Below are 16,259 nucleotides of genomic sequence, written 5' to 3'. Positions count from 1 at the left end.
AGGGGGAGTTTGTGCATGGCCAAGGTGGCGCTCGTCACGGGTGGCACGCGCGGAATCGGCGCGGCGATCTGCATTGCATTGAAGGAAGCCGGCTACACCGTTGCCGCCAATTACTGCGGCAACGATGAGAAGGCCAACGCCTTCCGCGACCAACACGGCATCGCCGTGTTCAAATGGGACGTCGCCGACGAGGCGGGCTGCGCCGCCGGCATCGCCAAGGTCGAGGCCGAGCTTGGCCCCGTCTCGGTCCTCGTCAACAACGCCGGCATCACCCGCGACGGCATGTTCCACAAGATGACCTTCACGCAGTGGCAGGAGGTCATGCGCACCAATCTGGACAGCATGTTCACCATGACGCGCCCCCTCATCGAGGGCATGCGCGCCCGCGGCCACGGCCGCATCATCAACATCTCCTCCATCAACGGCCAGAAGGGCCAGATGGGTCAGACCAACTATTCCGCCGCGAAAGCCGGCGTCATCGGCTTTACCAAGGCGCTGGCCCAGGAAAACGCCGGCAAGGGCGTGACCGTCAACTGCATCTGCCCCGGCTACATCAACACCGAAATGGTGGCCGCCGTGCCCGAACCGGTGCTGACCAAGATCGTGAGCGCCATCCCGGTGGGCCGGCTGGGCCAGGCGGAAGAGATCGCGGCGGCGGTGGTCTATCTGGCGAGTGATCTGGCGGGGTTTGTGACCGGCTCGACGCTGACGGCCAATGGCGGGCAGTATATGGCTTGAGCTTATAGCTCCCAGCCCTAAGCGACATTCACATGCCCCTCTCCTCCCTCCTCCTCTTCGCCGCTGCCTACTTCGCGGTCGTTGCCCTGCCCGGCCCTGGTGTCACCGCGCTCGTGGCGCGGGTGCTGGCCAAGGGCATCCGGGGCGCGCCGGCCTATACCGCCGGCTTTGCCACCGGCTCGCTGACCTGGTTCACGCTGGCAGCGACCGGCCTTGCCGCTCTGGCGCAGACCTTTTCCACGCTGTTCCTCGTCATCAAATATGCCGGTGTGGCCTATCTGCTCTACATGGCCTGGAAGCTGTGGAAGGCGCCGGTGGGTGAGGCCAAGGCCGTGGATGAGACGCCCGATAGCCTGGCGAAGCTCTATCTCACCGGCCTTGCGGTCAATCTCGGCAATCCCAAAGCAGTGGTGTTCTTCCTGGCACTGCTGCCGACGCTGGTGGACCTGCAGCACCTGACACTGGTGGGCGCTGCGGAACTCGCCGGTATTATCGTCACCACCATCTTCAGCGTCTTCACGGCCTATGCCGTTACGGCGGCGCGGGCACGGCGTTTCTTCACCTCGCCCCACTCCATGAAACTGGCGAACCGGGCGTCAAGCCTCGTCATGGCCGGCGCGGCGGCGGCCGTGGTGGCGCGCTGATGGTTGCTCGAGGCTCAAGCACCCGCTCCGCATTCCGTCATGCTCGCCACAAGGGTGAGCATGACGGGTGAAGCCCAACAGCCTCACGCCGGATCGGGCGAGGCCGCGTAAAGCTGGGTGCTTCTGGCGTTGGTGAGGATCTGATAGCGCTCGAACTGCGCCAGCACATCGGCCAGGATCTCTTCCTTGGTAAAGCCGGCGACATCATAGCCGCGACTGCCGTCGGAAAAGACGGTGCGGGCCGACCAGCTCTGCGGGCGCCTGCCCTCCGGCCCGGTCACATCCGCCGCCGACATGGCAATGCCGAGTTGACGCACCGGGGTTACGCCATAGACGAAGTTGCGCGTGTTCTCGGCAAGGACCGTCAGCGTCGGGCTGCCATCCTCCTCGCTTTGCTCGTAGGTGGAGGCAAGCCCGCGCCGGGTGAACTCGGCATGGACATCCTGGAGCGCCGGCGCCACCACACGATCGATGAAGCCCGTGATCTCGGCTTTCGTCGGCTCATGCAGAATGGCCGTGAGGCGCTGCTGCCAGGTAGCCTCGCGCCGCGGAATGGCGGGCTGGGCCTGACGATGCTCGGTTTGGCGCGCCATATCCGCCTGCATGCCGAGCAGCAGACTGACGGCAAAGAGCAGAAGAATGATCGTAAAGGGCAGCGCGCTGATCAGCGTCATGGTCTGCAGCGCCGTGAGCCCGCCCGCAAGCAGCAGCAGGGCCGCCGTGATGCCTTCCAGACTGCACCAGTAGATGCGTTGCCAGACGGGCGTCTCCGTCGTGCCGCCGGCGGCGATGGTGTCGATCACCATGGAACCTGAGTCCGACGAGGTGACGAAGAACACCGCCACCAGGAGGATGCCGAGGGTGGAGGTGAGCGCCGACCAGGGCAGATATTCAAAGAAGCGGAACAGCGCCACCGAAATATCGTCGCCCACGGCCTGGGAAATGGCGCCATTGACCACGCCCATGTCCAGCGAGATCGCCGTGTTGCCGAACACCGTCATCCAGAAGAAGGTGAAGGTGGCCGGCACGAAGAGCACGCCCACCACGAACTCCCGCACGGTGCGGCCGCGCGAGATGCGGGCGATGAACATGCCGACGAAGGGCGACCAGGAAATCCACCAGGCCCAGTAGAACAGCGTCCAGTCCGACACCCAGTCGCGCGGCTCATAGGCATAGAGCCGGAAGGTGCGATCGAGGAAAGTGTCGAGATAGGTGCCGATGTTCTGCACGAAGGCGCGGAACAGGAACTCCGTCGGTCCCACCACCAGCACGAACAGCATGAGCGTGACCGCCAGGATGAGATTGCCTTCCGACAGGCGGCGGATGCCGACATCGAGCCCGGACACGACCGAGATGGTGGCCAGGACCGTGACCACGGCGATGAGCCCCACCTGGACGTAGGGCGTCTGCGGCACGTCGAGCAGGTAGTTGAGCCCGGCGTTGATCTGGAGCACGCCAAGGCCGAGCGAGGTGGCGATGCCGAAGAGCGTGCCGCAGATGGCGGAGATATCGACCGCGTGGCCGACGGGCCCGTTGATGCGTTCCTTGATCAGCGGATAGAGCCCGGAGCGGGTTGTCAGCGGCAGGTTGTAGCGAAATGAGAAATAGGCCAGCGACAGGCCGACGATGGCATAGATGGCCCAGGCGTGGATGCCCCAGTGGAAGTAGGTGATGGCCATGGCCTGGCGCGCGGCGTCGAAGCTGCGCGGCGTGGCCTCCGGCGGCGCGGAATAATGCAGGATCGGCTCGGCCACACCATAGAACATGATGCCGATGCCCATGCCCGCCGCGAACAGCATGGCGAGCCAGGAGAGATAGGAATAGTCCGGCTCCGCCTCGTCTGGCCCCAGCTTCAGGTTGCCATAGCGGCTCATCGCGAGAAAGAGCACAACGAAGACGAAAATGCCGACGGCGAGGAGATAAAACCACCCAAAGGCCTCCAATATGAAGGCCTGGGCGGCAGAGAAGATGTGCTCCGCGCCTTGCGGAAACAGGGTGCCGATCAGCGCCATCGCGATGATGATGGCGCTGGAGATGAAAAAGACGGGCTTGTTGATGGTCTGGGTCATAGAACCACTGAATTGCTGCCGACTGGGATGTTCTCGGGCCACAGTGTACGGGCAGCGCGAAATCCATTGCATCGTCGGACGGCGGATGATGTGCCCTCGGAACGTGAACCGGTTCCGCCACGGGGCGCCACCCGCGTGAATTGAGTGGCCGGCACAGGAGGCGCGACCGCGAAGACCCTATCCATAACAATGTGGCCGAGATGTGCAACCCATGGCGAATTTTAGGCGGCGATGCGCCGATGCCACGCCGTTGCGCCCAGCCTGAATCTTTGAAACCTGTTACCTGGCCAGTTCTGGACGCTGATGTCGTCGCTGAACGCGAGAGGATTCATGCGAAGATTTCTGCGATTTTTATCGGTGGGTCTGCTGATTTTCTCGGCATTCGTCTTCCTCAACAACACCAATCTGCTTGCGGTCCAAAAGGTCGGCGCGCCTGTTCTCCTCGCGCACCGTGGTATTGCTCAGCGGTTCGATACGCGCGACCTGAAGAACGATACCTGCACGGCCTCTCGAATGTTGCCGCCGACGCATGACTTTCTTGAAAACACGATTGCATCCATGCGCGCGAGCTTAGAGGCCGGGGCCGATATCGTCGAGATCGACGTGCATCCGACAACCGATGGCGCATTCGCCGTTTTTCACGACTGGACCGTGGATTGCCGCACCGAGGGGCACGGCGTCACGCGTGAACACACGATGGAGGCGTTGAAGAAGCTCGATATCGGCTACGGTTACACCGCCGACGGCGGCAGGAGTTTCCCGTTTCGTGGAAAGGGCGTCGGGCTGGTGCCCTCGCTGGAAGAGGTGCTGACGGATTTTCCCGACAAGCGCTTTCTGATCAACATCAAGAGCAACGATCCGAGGGAAGGCCAACTTCTCGCCCAGGCATTGGAGACGCTGCCAGCCGAACGCCGCGCACGACTCATGGTCTATGGCGGCAATGCGCCCATCGCTGCCCTGCGCGACGCGCTGCCGAACATCAGAACCATGTCCCGCGAGACGCTGAAGGCATGCCTCCTCTCCTATATCGGCTATGGCTGGACGGGTGTGGTGCCGGGAGCTTGCCGAAACACCATCGTCTATGTGCCGATCAATGTTGCCCCATGGTTGTGGGGTTGGCCCGATCGCTTCCTATGCCGCACGGAATCTGCCGGGAGCGGCGTGTTTGTGATCGGCCCTTACCATGGCGGTGATTTTTCGAGCGGGATCGACACGCCGGATGACCTCGCCCGGCTCCTCGCCGGATATAGCGGTGGCATCATGACCAATGACATCGAAACCATCGCCGAAGCGACCCGCCAATCAAAGCGGCGGTAGAAGCCCAGGAGCGGCGCTGCCCACCGTTCGGCTGATTACCGGGCCAGCCGGGATGCCGTGAATGCCTTCTGATGCTCGATCTCGTCATAGATGTTTCGGCTTTGGCGAGCCTTCAGCGTTTCCTCGCCGTTGACCCGCCAATGCATCAGCATCATGTCGCCCGGCTTCAATCCGCTGTCGCAGGTGCCACGGCGCTCCATGCGCGTGAGGAATCGGCCATGGCTCTGCACGAGATTGTCGCGATTGATAATGACGATCTCGGCCGCCGTCTCACGGCCGCTCACGAAGGTGGTGGCGTGTCGGATATCGGTTTTTCCGATCTTGTCCTCGATGGGAGACGGCCCGCGGCAGTGCATCGCCCAGGAAAGGACATTGCCCGAAAGCGCCGGCTTCGGCTCCTCACAGGTTTCGTTCAGACCGGCGACGCTCGCCTGCTGCTCTCGCACGTCAAGCTCATGCAGGGCGCGGTCGGCCTTTGAATCGAGACAGATATTCCAGATCTTCTGGACCTCGATCGTGGTTTCCCCGTCGCTGATCGTGCCCGTCTGATCCATCAGCCAGAGCCCTTCCTCGCGAACAGGCCGATCGGCCGGAAGCTCGAAAGCAAAGGCGGAAGCGCACAGCCCCAAAGCGATGGCTGCCGCAAAGGAGCACAGCAGGCGGCCGCGCCGGCTCACATCGGCCCCAGGCGCTTGTTCATCTCGACGCCTTCCTTCAGCGACTTCTCCAGTTGTTTCCGCGTTTCACGGATATTGCCCGCACGACGGTTCTCGTTCGGCCACTCATCGCTGTTGTAGTTGAAACCGAGATCCAGAAAATCGCCGGGTTTTAGATTGGCCGGGCACTCACCGATCCACCGCTGCTCTTCGACCATTTTATTGTCCATATGGAACATCACGTCGCGAGGCAGACTATGCGTCTCGTTCACAGCTTCGCTGTCGCTCTTGAATGTCACCGTCCAGCGAAAGTCCGTGCCGGCCGCTTCGTCGTCATCCGCAGAATTGGTCCTGCAGGCCATCTCGCCGGTCATGACATTGCCGCTCACGGAGATGTTCGGTGACTGGCACGTGATGTCGCTGTGAACCACCTGCAATTCGTTGCGCAGGATTTCAAGCTCGTGAAGGGCGCGATCGGAGCTTGGGCCCAGGCAGTATTTCTTCAGCGCTTTGACCTGGTTCGGTCCCACCGTCCCGGTCGCTCTCATTTCCCAAAGGCCCGGCTTGCGGGCCGGCATGTCGTTGGGAAGCTCATAGGCCGCGGCTGGAAAGGATGAGAGGGCAATTCCGGCAACGGCGCCCGCGACGGCCAAACAAGCAGCAGGTTTCATAAAAGCCTCATTTCAGAACCTGCGGAGAAACATAACTCACGCTTGCGCGCCAGGTCCAAAAACGCGCGCGAATGCAAATATCGCAACAGGCGGAATCACCCGCCGCGCCCGCCTCCCCCTCCATCACCGCCGCTATCCCCGCCACTGTCACCGCCAGACCCTGCGTCTCCATGTGCCATGGACCCGCCATCCGCCTGTGTGGAAGCGCGCTTCCGATCGTTGCGCCAATCCCAGATCGGCAAGGCGAAGATCATGAGGACGGCGAGAGCGAAGCCGCCATAGAAGATGATGTCGACGAGCAGGTTCGGCGCGTCGCCCTGCTTGGCCGCGCGCTCCGTGGGGCTGTCAAAAGGACTGAGCGCCAGATACCACGGCCTCGGCTCCAATGTGGTGGGCTGGCAGCTCAGGGAGGAATTGCGCGACCGGTGGCAACGCCGAACCTCTCCGGTCCAATGATTGGTAAGCAGGACCGTATCCTGGTTGATCCGTTCGTGGTCATGTTCCAGTTGCATGTAGGCAAGCAGCATCGCCATGAAGATCAGGGAAAGCACAGGAGCGACAACTCTGCACATTACACGCCATCGTCCCTATCGCAGTTGTTCGTCTCTCTCATGCCGCCGTGATAGCATTCCCGAATGCACTCTAAAAATCGAGGACCGGGGCCCGCTTACCCAACGAAGTCTGACCGGCCGGTGACGGAACGAGCGCGCAAGGCCGCAGCCGGTGCGGGATTTGGCGCATGGGAGCGCAGCCTGCGGGTCAACGAGCATCTCGACAAAGATGGCCTGCTGAACGGCGCAATGTTGCTGTTTCTCGCCCCATGGGTGTTCCTTGCCATGGGCTTTTTCATGCCTCAGCCCATGTGGTCCAAGATCCTTTGCATCGCGGTCGGCTTGACCTTTCTTTGCTTCGGCATCGTGCTCTTCTGGAATGCCTGCCTGACGTGGCGATCGGGCCATGCCCTGATCCATCTTTCGATGGCGGCGCCGTGCTGGAACGCACGAAGGGGCTGATCTTTGCTCTGCCATATAATGGCACTCCAGCCGACTATGTGACCTGGATCGAGCGGATTGCCGACACCGGTGACAACCGAACCCGTTTGCATTTCTGCATCACAGTTCCGAAAGGCCGGACCGTCATGCTGGATGCATGGGAGGACTGGGAGCGCGAGAGTGTGGCCTTCATCGCGCAGCGCTGGGGGCTGCCGTCAGAGCCGCGTTTCCTACGAAAGCAGCCGGAGATGCCGCCGGTCTGGTGATAGCAGAGCATGTAAATGGTAGCGAGAGCTCACGCCGCCACGAGCCGGTTAGCGGCGGCGCGCGATCCCGGCGAGACGGCCCTGATCGGCCTTGCTGAGCGAGGCGAGAAAACTCTTCCGTTCGGCGTCACTGGGTGCTTCGGATCTGACCGGCGTCTTCCGCTCCGGCGTCAGCGCCTCCTTCACGCTGCCGGCCATGTCCTTCACGGCGTCCGATCCATCCGCCGCCACCTCCTTCACGGCATAGGAGGCCCCCGAGCCGGCGGCGGTCAGCGCCGCTCTCGGGTGCTTCTTCACCAGTGTCTTGATGGCGTGCCACGCCGCTCGCTGCAGCAGCGGCCGGCGCTTCTTGCTCATGATGCTCCGGGCCTCATCAATGGGCGGCCTCGGAATTCCGCGCCTCGCCCCGCGCGCGCCTGCCCGCTTTCCCCTTGGGGTCCATCACCTCCTCCGGCAGAAGGTCGCGAGCGGCATCGCCAATCACATGGGTCATGGCGCCGGCCGCGTCCTGCATGGCTTCCACCACGATGTTGCCGACGCGCTTGCCGCTCTTGACCATGTCACCACCGGCGTCCGCGATCTTGTCCTGCTTGGACCGCGCCAGCACACCCGCCGCCGCGGTAGCACCCGCCACCAGCGCGTCGGCCAGGATACGACGGCCGGTCGGGCTGCTCATCAGCATCCTCAGAATGGGAGATTTGCGCACCTGCTTGGGCACCCTGATGCCCGCGATGTTCTTGGGAATCTTATTCTTCTTGGCCATGGATCCTCCTCACGGCTCTGTCGGATAGGCGCCGTAGTCCAGGAGAACCAACGCGGCAGCGGCTCTATCGTTCATGCGCGCGAACGCTGGCCGAGAGATCACCGGCTCCTGAACGCGGGTTCAGCATCCGGCGTGTGCGCGCCTGCTGCTGCAGATGCTGGCTTTTTTGTGATCGGGATACGGCCGCAGGAAGCCCAATTTCGCTTGGTCTGCGAAGACCGGCGATTATAACGCTCGGCATGTCATCGCTACGCCCCGCTCAACAATCCTTCATCCGCCGCTTCATCGCCAGCGAGGCCACCGGCGGCATCGTGCTGATGGTGGTCGCCGTCCTTGCGCTGCTCGTGGCGAATTCGCCGCTGTCCGATGCCTATTTTGCCGGGTTGCATGTCTATGTGGGCGGGCTTTCGGTGCTGCATTGGATCAACGACGGCCTCATGGCCGTGTTCTTTCTGATGGTCGGGCTGGAGATCAAGCGCGAGGCATTGACCGGCCAGTTGGCCACCTGGCCGCAGCGTGTTCTGCCGGGTCTTGCCGCCCTGGGCGGCATGGTGGCTCCAGCGCTGGCCTATCTTATCTTCAACGCCGGCTCCCCCGAGACGCTTCGGGGCTGGGCCATCCCGGCAGCCACCGACATCGCCTTCGCGCTCGGCGTGCTTTCCCTGCTTGGCTCCCGCGTACCTTTGTCGCTCAAGATCTTTCTCACTGCCCTCGCGGTGATCGACGATCTCGGCGCGGTCGTCATCATTGCGCTGTTCTACACCGCCAATCTCAACGTGCTGGCGCTTGGCGGCGCCATCGCCGTCACCGCGGTCCTCATCCTCATGAACCGGCGCGGCTTCCATAATCTTGCCCCCTATCTCCTGCTGGGGCTTGTCCTCTGGTTCCTGGTCCTCATGTCCGGCATCCACGCCACCCTCGCGGGAGTGGTCCTGGCCCTCACCATCCCTCTGGCAGTGGATCCGCGCCTCGGAGATTCATCCCTCATCCGCCTGGAGCATGCCATACATCCCTGGGTCGCCTTTCTCATCGTCCCTATCTTCGGCTTCGCCAACGCCGGTGTCTCCTTTGCCGGCTTCACTCCCTCGGTCCTGCTCCAGCCGGTGCCGCTCGGCATTGCCGCCGGTCTGTTCCTCGGAAAGCAGGTGGGCATCTTCACGGTGGCGGTCCTCAGCATCAGATTGGGGCTTGCCAGGCTTCCGGAAGGCGCGTCGTGGCGCCAGGTCTATGGCGTCGCCCTCCTCTGCGGGATCGGCTTCACCATGAGCCTCTTCATCGGTCTCCTTGCCTTCCCCGCTTCGCCTGGCCTGCAGGATGAAGTGAAGATCGGCGTCATGATGGGCTCGCTCCTGTCGGGCGTCGTGGGAGCGCTGGTGCTGGTCGCCGCTCCCGCACGCAAACTCGCTCCGGTTCGCGGCTGACCCGCGCCCGGGACCGGCGCACCGAGCTCGACCCTTCCCGGATTTTGCTCCCGGCGCCGGGAACAATCGGCCATCTGAACGCTTCGCCTTTCGGGTTTGATACCAAGGTGACCTGAAGAAGCTGATATGCTGTTACATCAAGCAAGTCTGGTCCGAGGCAGGATTCCGTCACCCGGCGCGGTCGTTGTTCACGACATGCCGGATCCGCGGGACCACAAGGCCACGACGCAGGCGGAAATCGCAAAGAAGCTGGCAGTTCTCAAGGGCTATACCTTCGCGGGGACCATGACCGACGGACCGCCGGCTTCGGAAAGCCTCTATCATGTGCCCGGCCACACTCTGATCGGGCTGCACCGGGCAAGACACCTCGGCATCACCGACGAGCATGATCTCTTCGGCGGGGTCGTTCCATTCGAGTTCATCGGAACGAAGGCGATAGCTCATCCCCTCGGCGAACCGGGCGCCGCGGCGCCGCCCGGCTGGAACCCGGCGTTCCCCGAGAAGGTGCGCGACGTCACGCTCTCAGGTTTCACGGCTTTCAGCGTCGATGACGCGCTGAACGCGGGCGAGCGCCTGTTGCGGAAAGGACGGGTGCGCACAAAGCTTGCCTGCGCCGATGGCGGACGTGGTCAGGCGATGGTTTCAGATGTGGACGAACTTGCCCGCTTCATCGCCTCCCTTGATGGCAGTGACGTCGCGTCCGGCCTGGTGCTGGAGGAAAATCTTGTCTCCGAGCGCACCTGCAGCGTCGGGCGGGTGATCGTTGGCGATCTTACCGCCACTTACGTCGGCACCCAGCGCCTGACCAGGGACAACAACGGTGCCATCACCTACGGCGGCTCCACGCTGTTTGTGGTGCGCGGAGAATTCGAGGTGCTGCTCTCGTTGGTCACATCGGCCGAAGCTCGGCTGGCCATTTCCCAGGCTCGGATCTGGGATGCGGCGGCAACGGACTGTTTCGACGGCCTCATTGCGTCACGGCGAAACTACGACGTGATTCAGGGCATGGATCAGACGGGACAGTGGCGCTCAGGGGTGCTGGAGCAATCCTGGCGTCTTGGCGGTGCGACGGGCGCGGAAATCCTGGCGCTGGAGACCTTCCGTGCCAATCCCGCTCTTGTCGCCGTTCAGGTCACCACCGTCGAACAGTTCGGCGCCAATAAACCGCCGCCGGATGAGGCCTTCGTTTACTTCCGGGGCGAAGACCGGAACGTTGGTTACCTGACGAAATATGCGACCGTGGACGCATATCATTATGCATAACAAGGCAATACGCATCGCTGTGGGAACCCAGCATCTCAACGGCACGGTGGCCGCACCCGCCACCGGGTTTCCCGGCATTCTCTTTCTTCACGGCTGGGGCGGAAGTCAGGAGCGTGATCTGGTCCGGGCACAGGGGCTCGCGGCGCTCGGCAGCATCTGCCTCACCTTTGACATGCGCGGCCATGCCGAAACCGAAGGTCAGCGCGATACCGTCACGCGCGAGGACAATCTTCAGGATGTGCTCGCCGCCTACGACAGTCTGATCTCGCACCCGCAGGTGGATTCCTCATGCATCGCCGTCGTGGGAAGCAGCTATGGCGGCTATCTCGCCGCGCTCCTGACGACATTGCGGCCGGTGCGCTGGCTGGCGCTGCGTGTGCCGGCCCTTTACCGCGACGCGCAGTGGCTCACACCGAAGCAGCAGTTGAACCGGGCCGATCTGAACGAATACCGCCGCACCTTCGTCGATCCGGAGACCAACCGCGCCCTGAGCGGTTGCCGCAAATTCAGCGGGGATGTCCTGGTCGTCGAATCGGAACACGACGATCTGGTGCCGCATCTGGCGGTGGCAAGCTACACCTCCGCCTTCATCCGCGCCCGCTCCATGACCTTCCGTGTCATCGAGGGCGCCGATCATGCCCTGACCGAGGAGCGGCATCGGCGCGCTTACGATGCCCTGCTGACGCGCTGGGTCAGGGAGATGGTGCTGGGTGCGCGCTGAAGCGAGCTCGTCCCTGCCGAGAAAGCCGTGGATGACCGGCTCAAGGCTCACATCCCTGTTGGGATAATCCGTCGGTCGCGCGCATGGTCCGACAGTCTTGCTCATGGGCCCCTGCCACTCATGTCCCGCGCCACCCTCATCGGTTTCACGGCCATCCTGCTTTGGTCGACGCTTGCCCTGCTCACCGCCGGCAGCGGCGCCGTTCCGCCCTTTCAGCTTGCCGCCCTCACCTTCCTCGTCGGAGGTCTTGCAGGCCTGGTCTTCGTCGCGCGCAGCCCCATGGGCTTTTCGGCATTGAAGCAATCGCCGCTGGCCTGGCTGCATGGCGTCGGCGGGTTGTGCGGCTATCACTTCGCCTATTTTTCCGCGCTGCGCCTTGCGCCGCCGGCGGAGGCAAGCCTGATCGCCTATCTCTGGCCGCTTCTCATCGTGCTCTTGTCCGCGACGCTGCCGGGTGAGCGGCTGCGGGCCGCGCATATCATCGGGGCGCTCATGGGTTTTGCCGGCACCGTGGTGCTTGTGACGGGCCGAAGCGGCGGGCTCAGCTATGATCCGGTCTATCTGCCGGGTTATCTCGCCGCCCTGATCGCAGCAGTCATCTGGGCGGTCTATTCCGTGGCCTCGCGCAGGTTCGCCGAAGTGCCCACCGAAGCGGTGGCTGGCTTCTGTCTTGCCACCGCCGTGCTCTCGGCGCTGGCGCATCTTGCTTTCGAGACCACCCATTGGCCGAGCGGCATCGTGGAATGGAGCTCGGTGCTGCTGCTTGGCCTTGGTCCCGTTGGCCTTGCCTTCTTTGTCTGGGACATCGGCATGAAGCGCGGCGACATGCGCCTGCTCGGCACCGCCTCCTATGCCGCGCCGGTGCTCTCCACACTGCTTCTCGTGGCCTTCGGCTTTGCCGAGCCCACGACCACGCTGGCGCTGGCCTGCGGCCTCATCGTCGGAGGCGCGGCAATCGCAACCCTCGCCGGCCGGAGAGGCTGATCAGCTCTTCGGCAGCGCCGCTTCGATCAAGCCCTTGGCATCGTCTGACGCCCAGTCGGCGGGGCCGGGCAGATAGCCGATCTCGCAGCCGGCCTCGTCGATCAGCAGCGTCGTCGGCAGCCCCATGGCGCGCCCGATGCTCTTGAGGCTCCGGAACACCTCGGATTTGGCGTCGGTGTAGAGCGGCAGATGCGTGACGCCGATCTCCTTGAGGAAGGCCATCGGTTTTTCCGGCCCGCCGCTGTCGATCGACACCGCCACCACATCGAAGGGGCGGTCCTGCATCTCGCCCTGCAGCTTGTCGAAGGCCGGCATCTCCTCACGGCAAGGCGCGCACCAGGTGGCCCAGAGGTTGAGGGCCACCATGCGGCCCCTGAAGTCCGATAGTTTCTTCGGCTGCCCCTCGCCATCGAGGAAGGCGAGGTCCGGAAGTGGTCGTGGCTCGTCGGAGATGACAAGCGCGGCGATCTCGCCCTTCACCAGCGGCTGGAGCTTGGCGAGACTCTCGCGGGACGCGGTGCAGGCTGCCGTGTCCTTGTTGCCTGCGACCCCACTGATCCCGTAGAAGACGGCCAGCGCGGTGCCCGCCACCAGACCGGCGGTCGCCGCAAGCAACATGGGTCGGCGCGAGGATTTCGGCGTCGGCTCGGTCAAGGCAAGAAACTCCAGGGTGGCATGACGATGAGTAACCAGATGTGGGGCGGCCGCTTCGCCGCAGGGCCGGACGCCGTGCTCGAAGCGATCAACGCCTCGATCGACTTCGACAAGCGTCTTTACGCCCAGGACATCCGCGGTTCCAAGGCCCATGTGGCCATGCTGGCGGCCCAGGGCATCGTCACCAAAGCGGACGCAAAGGCGATTTCCGAGGGTCTAGACGCCATTCTCAAGGAAATCGAGGCCGGTTCCTTCACCTTCACGCGAGCCCTGGAGGACATCCACCTCAACATCGAGGCGCGTCTGACCGAGCGCATCGGCGCCGCCGGCGGCCGCCTCCACACCGCCCGCTCGCGCAACGATCAGGTGGCCACCGACATCCGCCTGTGGGTGCGCGACACCATCGATGATCTCGACGTCATGTTGGCCGACCTGCAAAAGGCGCTGGCGGAAAAGGCCACCGAGCATGCGGCCACCGTCATGCCGGGCTTCACCCATCTGCAATCGGCTCAGCCCGTCACCTTCGGCCATCATCTCCTCGCCTATGTGGAGATGATCGGCCGCGACCGGGGCCGCTTCCGCGACGCCCGTGCGCGCCTCAACGAATCGCCTCTCGGCGCCGCCGCTCTCGCCGGCACCTCTTTTCCCATCGATCGGCAGGCCACGGCGAAGGCGCTGGGCTTTGCCCGTCCCATGGCCAATTCGCTCGATGCCGTGTCCTCGCGCGATTTCGCGCTGGAGGTCATGGCCGCCGCGTCCATCGCCGCGACGCACCTCTCACGCTTTGCCGAGGAGATCGTGATCTGGTCGACGCCGCAGTTCGGCTTCGTCACGCTGTCAGACGCCTTCACCACCGGCTCATCGATCATGCCGCAGAAGAAGAACCCCGACGCGGCGGAACTGGTGCGCGGCAAGAGCGGCCGTGTCATCGGCCATCTCATCGGTCTCCTCATGGTCATGAAAGGCCTGCCGCTGGCCTATTCGAAAGACATGCAGGAGGACAAGGAGGGCCTGTTCGACGCTCTCGACACGCTCGCCCTCACCGTTGCCGCCATGACCGGCATGGTGCTCGACATGGTGCCGAACGGGCAGGCCATGAAACGCGCGGCGGGCGCGGGCTATGCCACCGCGACCGATCTCGCCGATTGGCTGGTGCGCGAATTGGGCCTGCCCTTCCGCGAAGCCCACCACGTCACCGGAAAGCTCGTCGGCATGGCCGTGGAACGAAGCGTGCCGCTGGAACGGCTGACGCTGGATGATATGCAAAGCGCGGAGCCGCGCATCACCGATGCGGTCTTCGATGTGCTGGGCGTGACGAAGTCGGTCAAGAGCCGCACCAGCTACGGCGGCACCGCGCCGAAAAACGTTAAGGCGGAGGCCAAGCGCTGGCTGAAGCAACTGGCGAAAGGCTGAACACGGCCTGGTCCCACCCCATGGCGCCCGTGCCTCTTCGTGCTATAGAAAACCCGCTTTGGGCTTGGAGATGAAGGCTGTGACCGGAGTTCATTCTGCCGTCGTGATCGTCGCGCTTGCGCTGGCTCTTTCCGGCTGCGGCCGCAAAGGTCCGCTGGAGCCGCCCCCGGGCGCGCCCGCGGCGGCGGTTGTGACACCGGCTCCTGGAGAAGATGACGACGGCATCAGGCCTTCCGCATCCCTCCAGCGCCCGACCGATTCCGGCGCCGCCGATCAGGGCCCGCTCCTGGATAACGTGGCACGGCCGGACCGACCCTTCCTGCTCGACCCGCTGCTCTGAGGTTCGCGTGCATCATTTCGCCTATCACCATGGCGTTCTCCATGCGGAGGACGTGAGCCTCGAGGCCATTGCCGAAGAGGTTGGCACGCCGGTTTATGTCTATTCCACCGCCACGCTGGAACGGCATGTAAAGGTCTTTTCCCAAGCCTTTGCCGGTCTCGATCATCTCGTCTGCTACGCGCTCAAGGCCAACTCCAACCAGGCCGTGATCCGCACCATCACCCAGGCCGGCGCCGGCGTCGATGTCGTCTCGGGCGGAGAACTGGCCCGGGCCTTGGCCGCGGGCGTGCCGGGTGAGCGCATCACCTTTTCCGGCGTCGGCAAGACCGATGCGGAACTGGCGGCCGGTCTCGATGCCGGCATTCTCTGCTTCAATGTGGAATCGGAGCCGGAACTCCTGCGCCTATCTGAAATCGCCGCAGCGCGCGGTCAGACGGCCCACATCGCGCTGCGCATCAACCCGGATGTGGATGCAAAAACCCACGCCAAGATCTCCACCGGCAAGGCGGAGAACAAATTCGGGATCCCCTATGAGCGCGCGCGGGCCATCTATGCCGAGGCACGCGACCTGCCCGGCATCGAAGCCACCGGCGTCGACATGCACATCGGCAGCCAGATCACCGAGCTTGCGCCTTTCGACGCCGCCTTCGGCCGGCTGGCCGATCTCGTGCATGCGCTGCGGGCCGACGGTCACGACATCAGCCACATCGATGTCGGCGGCGGCCTCGGCATCCCTTACCGCGATGGCAATGAGCCGCCGCCCCACCCGGACGAATATGCCGAGGTGGTGCGCCGCCATGTGCGCGACCTCGGCGCGCGTCTGGTGCTGGAGCCGGGCCGCCTCATCGTCGGCAACGCCGGCATCCTGCTCACCCGCGTTCTTTTTGTGAAGAAGGGCGCCGCAAAGACCTTCGTCATCGTCGATGCCGGCATGAACGACCTCATCCGCCCGACGCTTTACGAGGCGCACCACGAGATCTGGCCGGTCACGCAGTCCGGCCCCGGGGCCGACATCCGGGCCGATGTGGTGGGTCCGGTGTGCGAGACCGGCGACTATCTCGCGCTTGACCGCGCCATGCGGGAACCGAGACCGGGAGACCTTCTGGCCGTGATGTCCGCCGGCGCCTATGGCGCGGTGCAGGCATCCACCTACAACACCCGCCCTCTGGTTCCAGAGGTTCTGGTCCGGGGACATGACCTCGCGGTGATCCGCAAACGCCCGAGTGTTGAGGAGACGATCGCGCTGGACGAGGTTCCCGGCTGGCTCACGGGTCGGTGATCCCCAAGCCTTTGCTCTGGCCAGCGCCGCGGGACGTGCTAGTTTTATCGACGGGCTGGTCAGGAGAT

The 16,259-nt window shown here is 63.9% G+C and carries 19 protein-coding genes; 12 read left to right on the top strand and 7 right to left on the bottom strand.

Going from position 1 to position 16,259, the window contains the following annotated elements; all coding sequences use genetic code 11:
• Positions 1 to 15: 15 nt before the first annotated feature.
• Positions 16 to 738, top strand: a complete 723-nt coding sequence (gene phbB, locus IEV58_RS15230; protein WP_188410656.1) for an acetoacetyl-CoA reductase — start codon at positions 16 to 18, stop codon at positions 736 to 738.
• Between the two features lie 32 nt (positions 739 to 770).
• The gene (locus IEV58_RS15225) at positions 771 to 1,382 is read left to right on the top strand and encodes a LysE family translocator (RefSeq protein ID WP_188410655.1); all 612 of its coding nucleotides are present in this window, start codon (positions 771 to 773) and stop codon (positions 1,380 to 1,382) included.
• Between the two features lie 83 nt (positions 1,383 to 1,465).
• On the opposite strand, the gene IEV58_RS15220 is transcribed toward IEV58_RS15225, so the two are convergent.
• Entirely contained in the window at positions 1,466 to 3,451 is a 1,986-nt protein-coding gene (locus tag IEV58_RS15220) for a BCCT family transporter (protein WP_188410654.1), read from the bottom strand.
• Between the two features lie 357 nt (positions 3,452 to 3,808).
• On the opposite strand from IEV58_RS15220, the gene IEV58_RS15215 reads away from it, so the two are divergent.
• On the top strand, positions 3,809 to 4,768 hold the full coding sequence (locus IEV58_RS15215) for a glycerophosphodiester phosphodiesterase family protein (RefSeq protein WP_229729507.1): 960 nt from the start codon (positions 3,809 to 3,811) through the stop codon (positions 4,766 to 4,768).
• Between the two features lie 35 nt (positions 4,769 to 4,803).
• Here IEV58_RS15215 and IEV58_RS15210 read toward each other — a convergent pair whose 3' ends face one another.
• From IEV58_RS15210 to IEV58_RS15200, 3 genes are all read right to left on the bottom strand, one after another.
• Complete coding sequence (locus IEV58_RS15210) at positions 4,804 to 5,445, bottom strand: hypothetical protein (protein WP_188410652.1); 642 nt, start codon at positions 5,443 to 5,445, stop codon at positions 4,804 to 4,806.
• Positions 5,442 to 6,002 carry a DUF3617 domain-containing protein gene (locus tag IEV58_RS15205; RefSeq protein WP_188410651.1) on the bottom strand — a complete coding sequence of 187 codons (561 nt, stop codon included), beginning with the start codon at positions 6,000 to 6,002 and terminating at the stop codon, positions 5,442 to 5,444. The genes IEV58_RS15210 and IEV58_RS15205 overlap by 4 nt, the downstream gene beginning before the upstream one ends.
• 188 nt (positions 6,003 to 6,190) lie before the next feature.
• Complete coding sequence (locus IEV58_RS15200) at positions 6,191 to 6,646, bottom strand: hypothetical protein (RefSeq protein ID WP_188410650.1); 456 nt, start codon at positions 6,644 to 6,646, stop codon at positions 6,191 to 6,193.
• 141 nt (positions 6,647 to 6,787) lie between these two features.
• On the opposite strand from IEV58_RS15200, the gene IEV58_RS15195 reads away from it, so the two are divergent.
• Positions 6,788 to 7,108 (top strand): hypothetical protein, encoded by a 321-nt coding sequence (locus tag IEV58_RS15195; RefSeq protein WP_188410649.1) that lies wholly within the window; start codon positions 6,788 to 6,790, stop codon positions 7,106 to 7,108.
• Complete coding sequence (locus IEV58_RS15190) at positions 7,084 to 7,353, top strand: hypothetical protein (protein ID WP_188410648.1); 270 nt, start codon at positions 7,084 to 7,086, stop codon at positions 7,351 to 7,353. The genes IEV58_RS15195 and IEV58_RS15190 overlap by 25 nt, the downstream gene beginning before the upstream one ends.
• A gap of 48 nt (positions 7,354 to 7,401) precedes the next feature.
• Here IEV58_RS15190 and IEV58_RS15185 read toward each other — a convergent pair whose 3' ends face one another.
• The gene (locus tag IEV58_RS15185) at positions 7,402 to 7,710 is read right to left on the bottom strand and encodes a hypothetical protein (RefSeq protein ID WP_188410647.1); all 309 of its coding nucleotides are present in this window, start codon (positions 7,708 to 7,710) and stop codon (positions 7,402 to 7,404) included.
• Positions 7,711 to 7,726: 16 nt separating this feature from the next.
• Positions 7,727 to 8,116, bottom strand: a complete 390-nt coding sequence (locus IEV58_RS15180) for a hypothetical protein (RefSeq protein ID WP_188410646.1) — start codon at positions 8,114 to 8,116, stop codon at positions 7,727 to 7,729.
• Positions 8,117 to 8,355: 239 nt separating this feature from the next.
• Between IEV58_RS15180 and nhaA the strand changes: the two genes are divergently transcribed.
• From nhaA to yddG, 4 genes are all read left to right on the top strand, one after another.
• Positions 8,356 to 9,537, top strand: a complete 1,182-nt coding sequence (nhaA, locus tag IEV58_RS15175) for a Na+/H+ antiporter NhaA (RefSeq protein WP_188410645.1) — start codon at positions 8,356 to 8,358, stop codon at positions 9,535 to 9,537.
• Positions 9,538 to 9,663: 126 nt separating this feature from the next.
• The gene (locus tag IEV58_RS15170) at positions 9,664 to 10,800 is read left to right on the top strand and encodes a DUF3182 family protein (protein WP_229729506.1); all 1,137 of its coding nucleotides are present in this window, start codon (positions 9,664 to 9,666) and stop codon (positions 10,798 to 10,800) included.
• Positions 10,793 to 11,521, top strand: a complete 729-nt coding sequence (locus tag IEV58_RS15165) for an alpha/beta hydrolase family protein (protein ID WP_188410643.1) — start codon at positions 10,793 to 10,795, stop codon at positions 11,519 to 11,521. The genes IEV58_RS15170 and IEV58_RS15165 overlap by 8 nt, the downstream gene beginning before the upstream one ends.
• Before the next feature lie 120 nt (positions 11,522 to 11,641).
• Positions 11,642 to 12,505, top strand: coding sequence for an aromatic amino acid exporter YddG (gene yddG, locus IEV58_RS15160; protein ID WP_188410642.1), 864 nt, complete (start codon positions 11,642 to 11,644; stop codon positions 12,503 to 12,505).
• Here yddG and tlpA read toward each other — a convergent pair whose 3' ends face one another.
• The gene (gene tlpA / locus IEV58_RS15155) at positions 12,506 to 13,159 is read right to left on the bottom strand and encodes a thiol:disulfide interchange protein TlpA (protein WP_229729505.1); all 654 of its coding nucleotides are present in this window, start codon (positions 13,157 to 13,159) and stop codon (positions 12,506 to 12,508) included.
• A gap of 27 nt (positions 13,160 to 13,186) precedes the next feature.
• Between tlpA and argH the strand changes: the two genes are divergently transcribed.
• From argH to lysA, 3 genes are all read left to right on the top strand, one after another.
• Positions 13,187 to 14,572 (top strand): argininosuccinate lyase, encoded by a 1,386-nt coding sequence (gene argH / locus IEV58_RS15150; protein ID WP_188410641.1) that lies wholly within the window; start codon positions 13,187 to 13,189, stop codon positions 14,570 to 14,572.
• A 79-nt stretch (positions 14,573 to 14,651) separates the two neighbouring features.
• Positions 14,652 to 14,912 (top strand): LPS translocon maturation chaperone LptM, encoded by a 261-nt coding sequence (lptM, locus tag IEV58_RS15145; protein ID WP_229729503.1) that lies wholly within the window; start codon positions 14,652 to 14,654, stop codon positions 14,910 to 14,912.
• Positions 14,913 to 14,919: 7 nt separating this feature from the next.
• A complete protein-coding gene (lysA, locus tag IEV58_RS15140) occupies positions 14,920 to 16,191 on the top strand; it encodes a diaminopimelate decarboxylase (protein ID WP_188410639.1) in 1,272 nt (423 codons plus the stop codon).
• Positions 16,192 to 16,259 lie beyond the last annotated feature (68 nt).

Origin of the sequence: Agaricicola taiwanensis, from assembly GCF_014635245.1 — a bacterium.
GTDB classification, from domain to species: domain Bacteria; phylum Pseudomonadota; class Alphaproteobacteria; order Rhizobiales; family Methylopilaceae; genus Agaricicola; species Agaricicola taiwanensis.
Note: the sequence above shows the minus strand (reverse complement) of the source record. Positions and strands in the feature narration are given on the sequence as shown.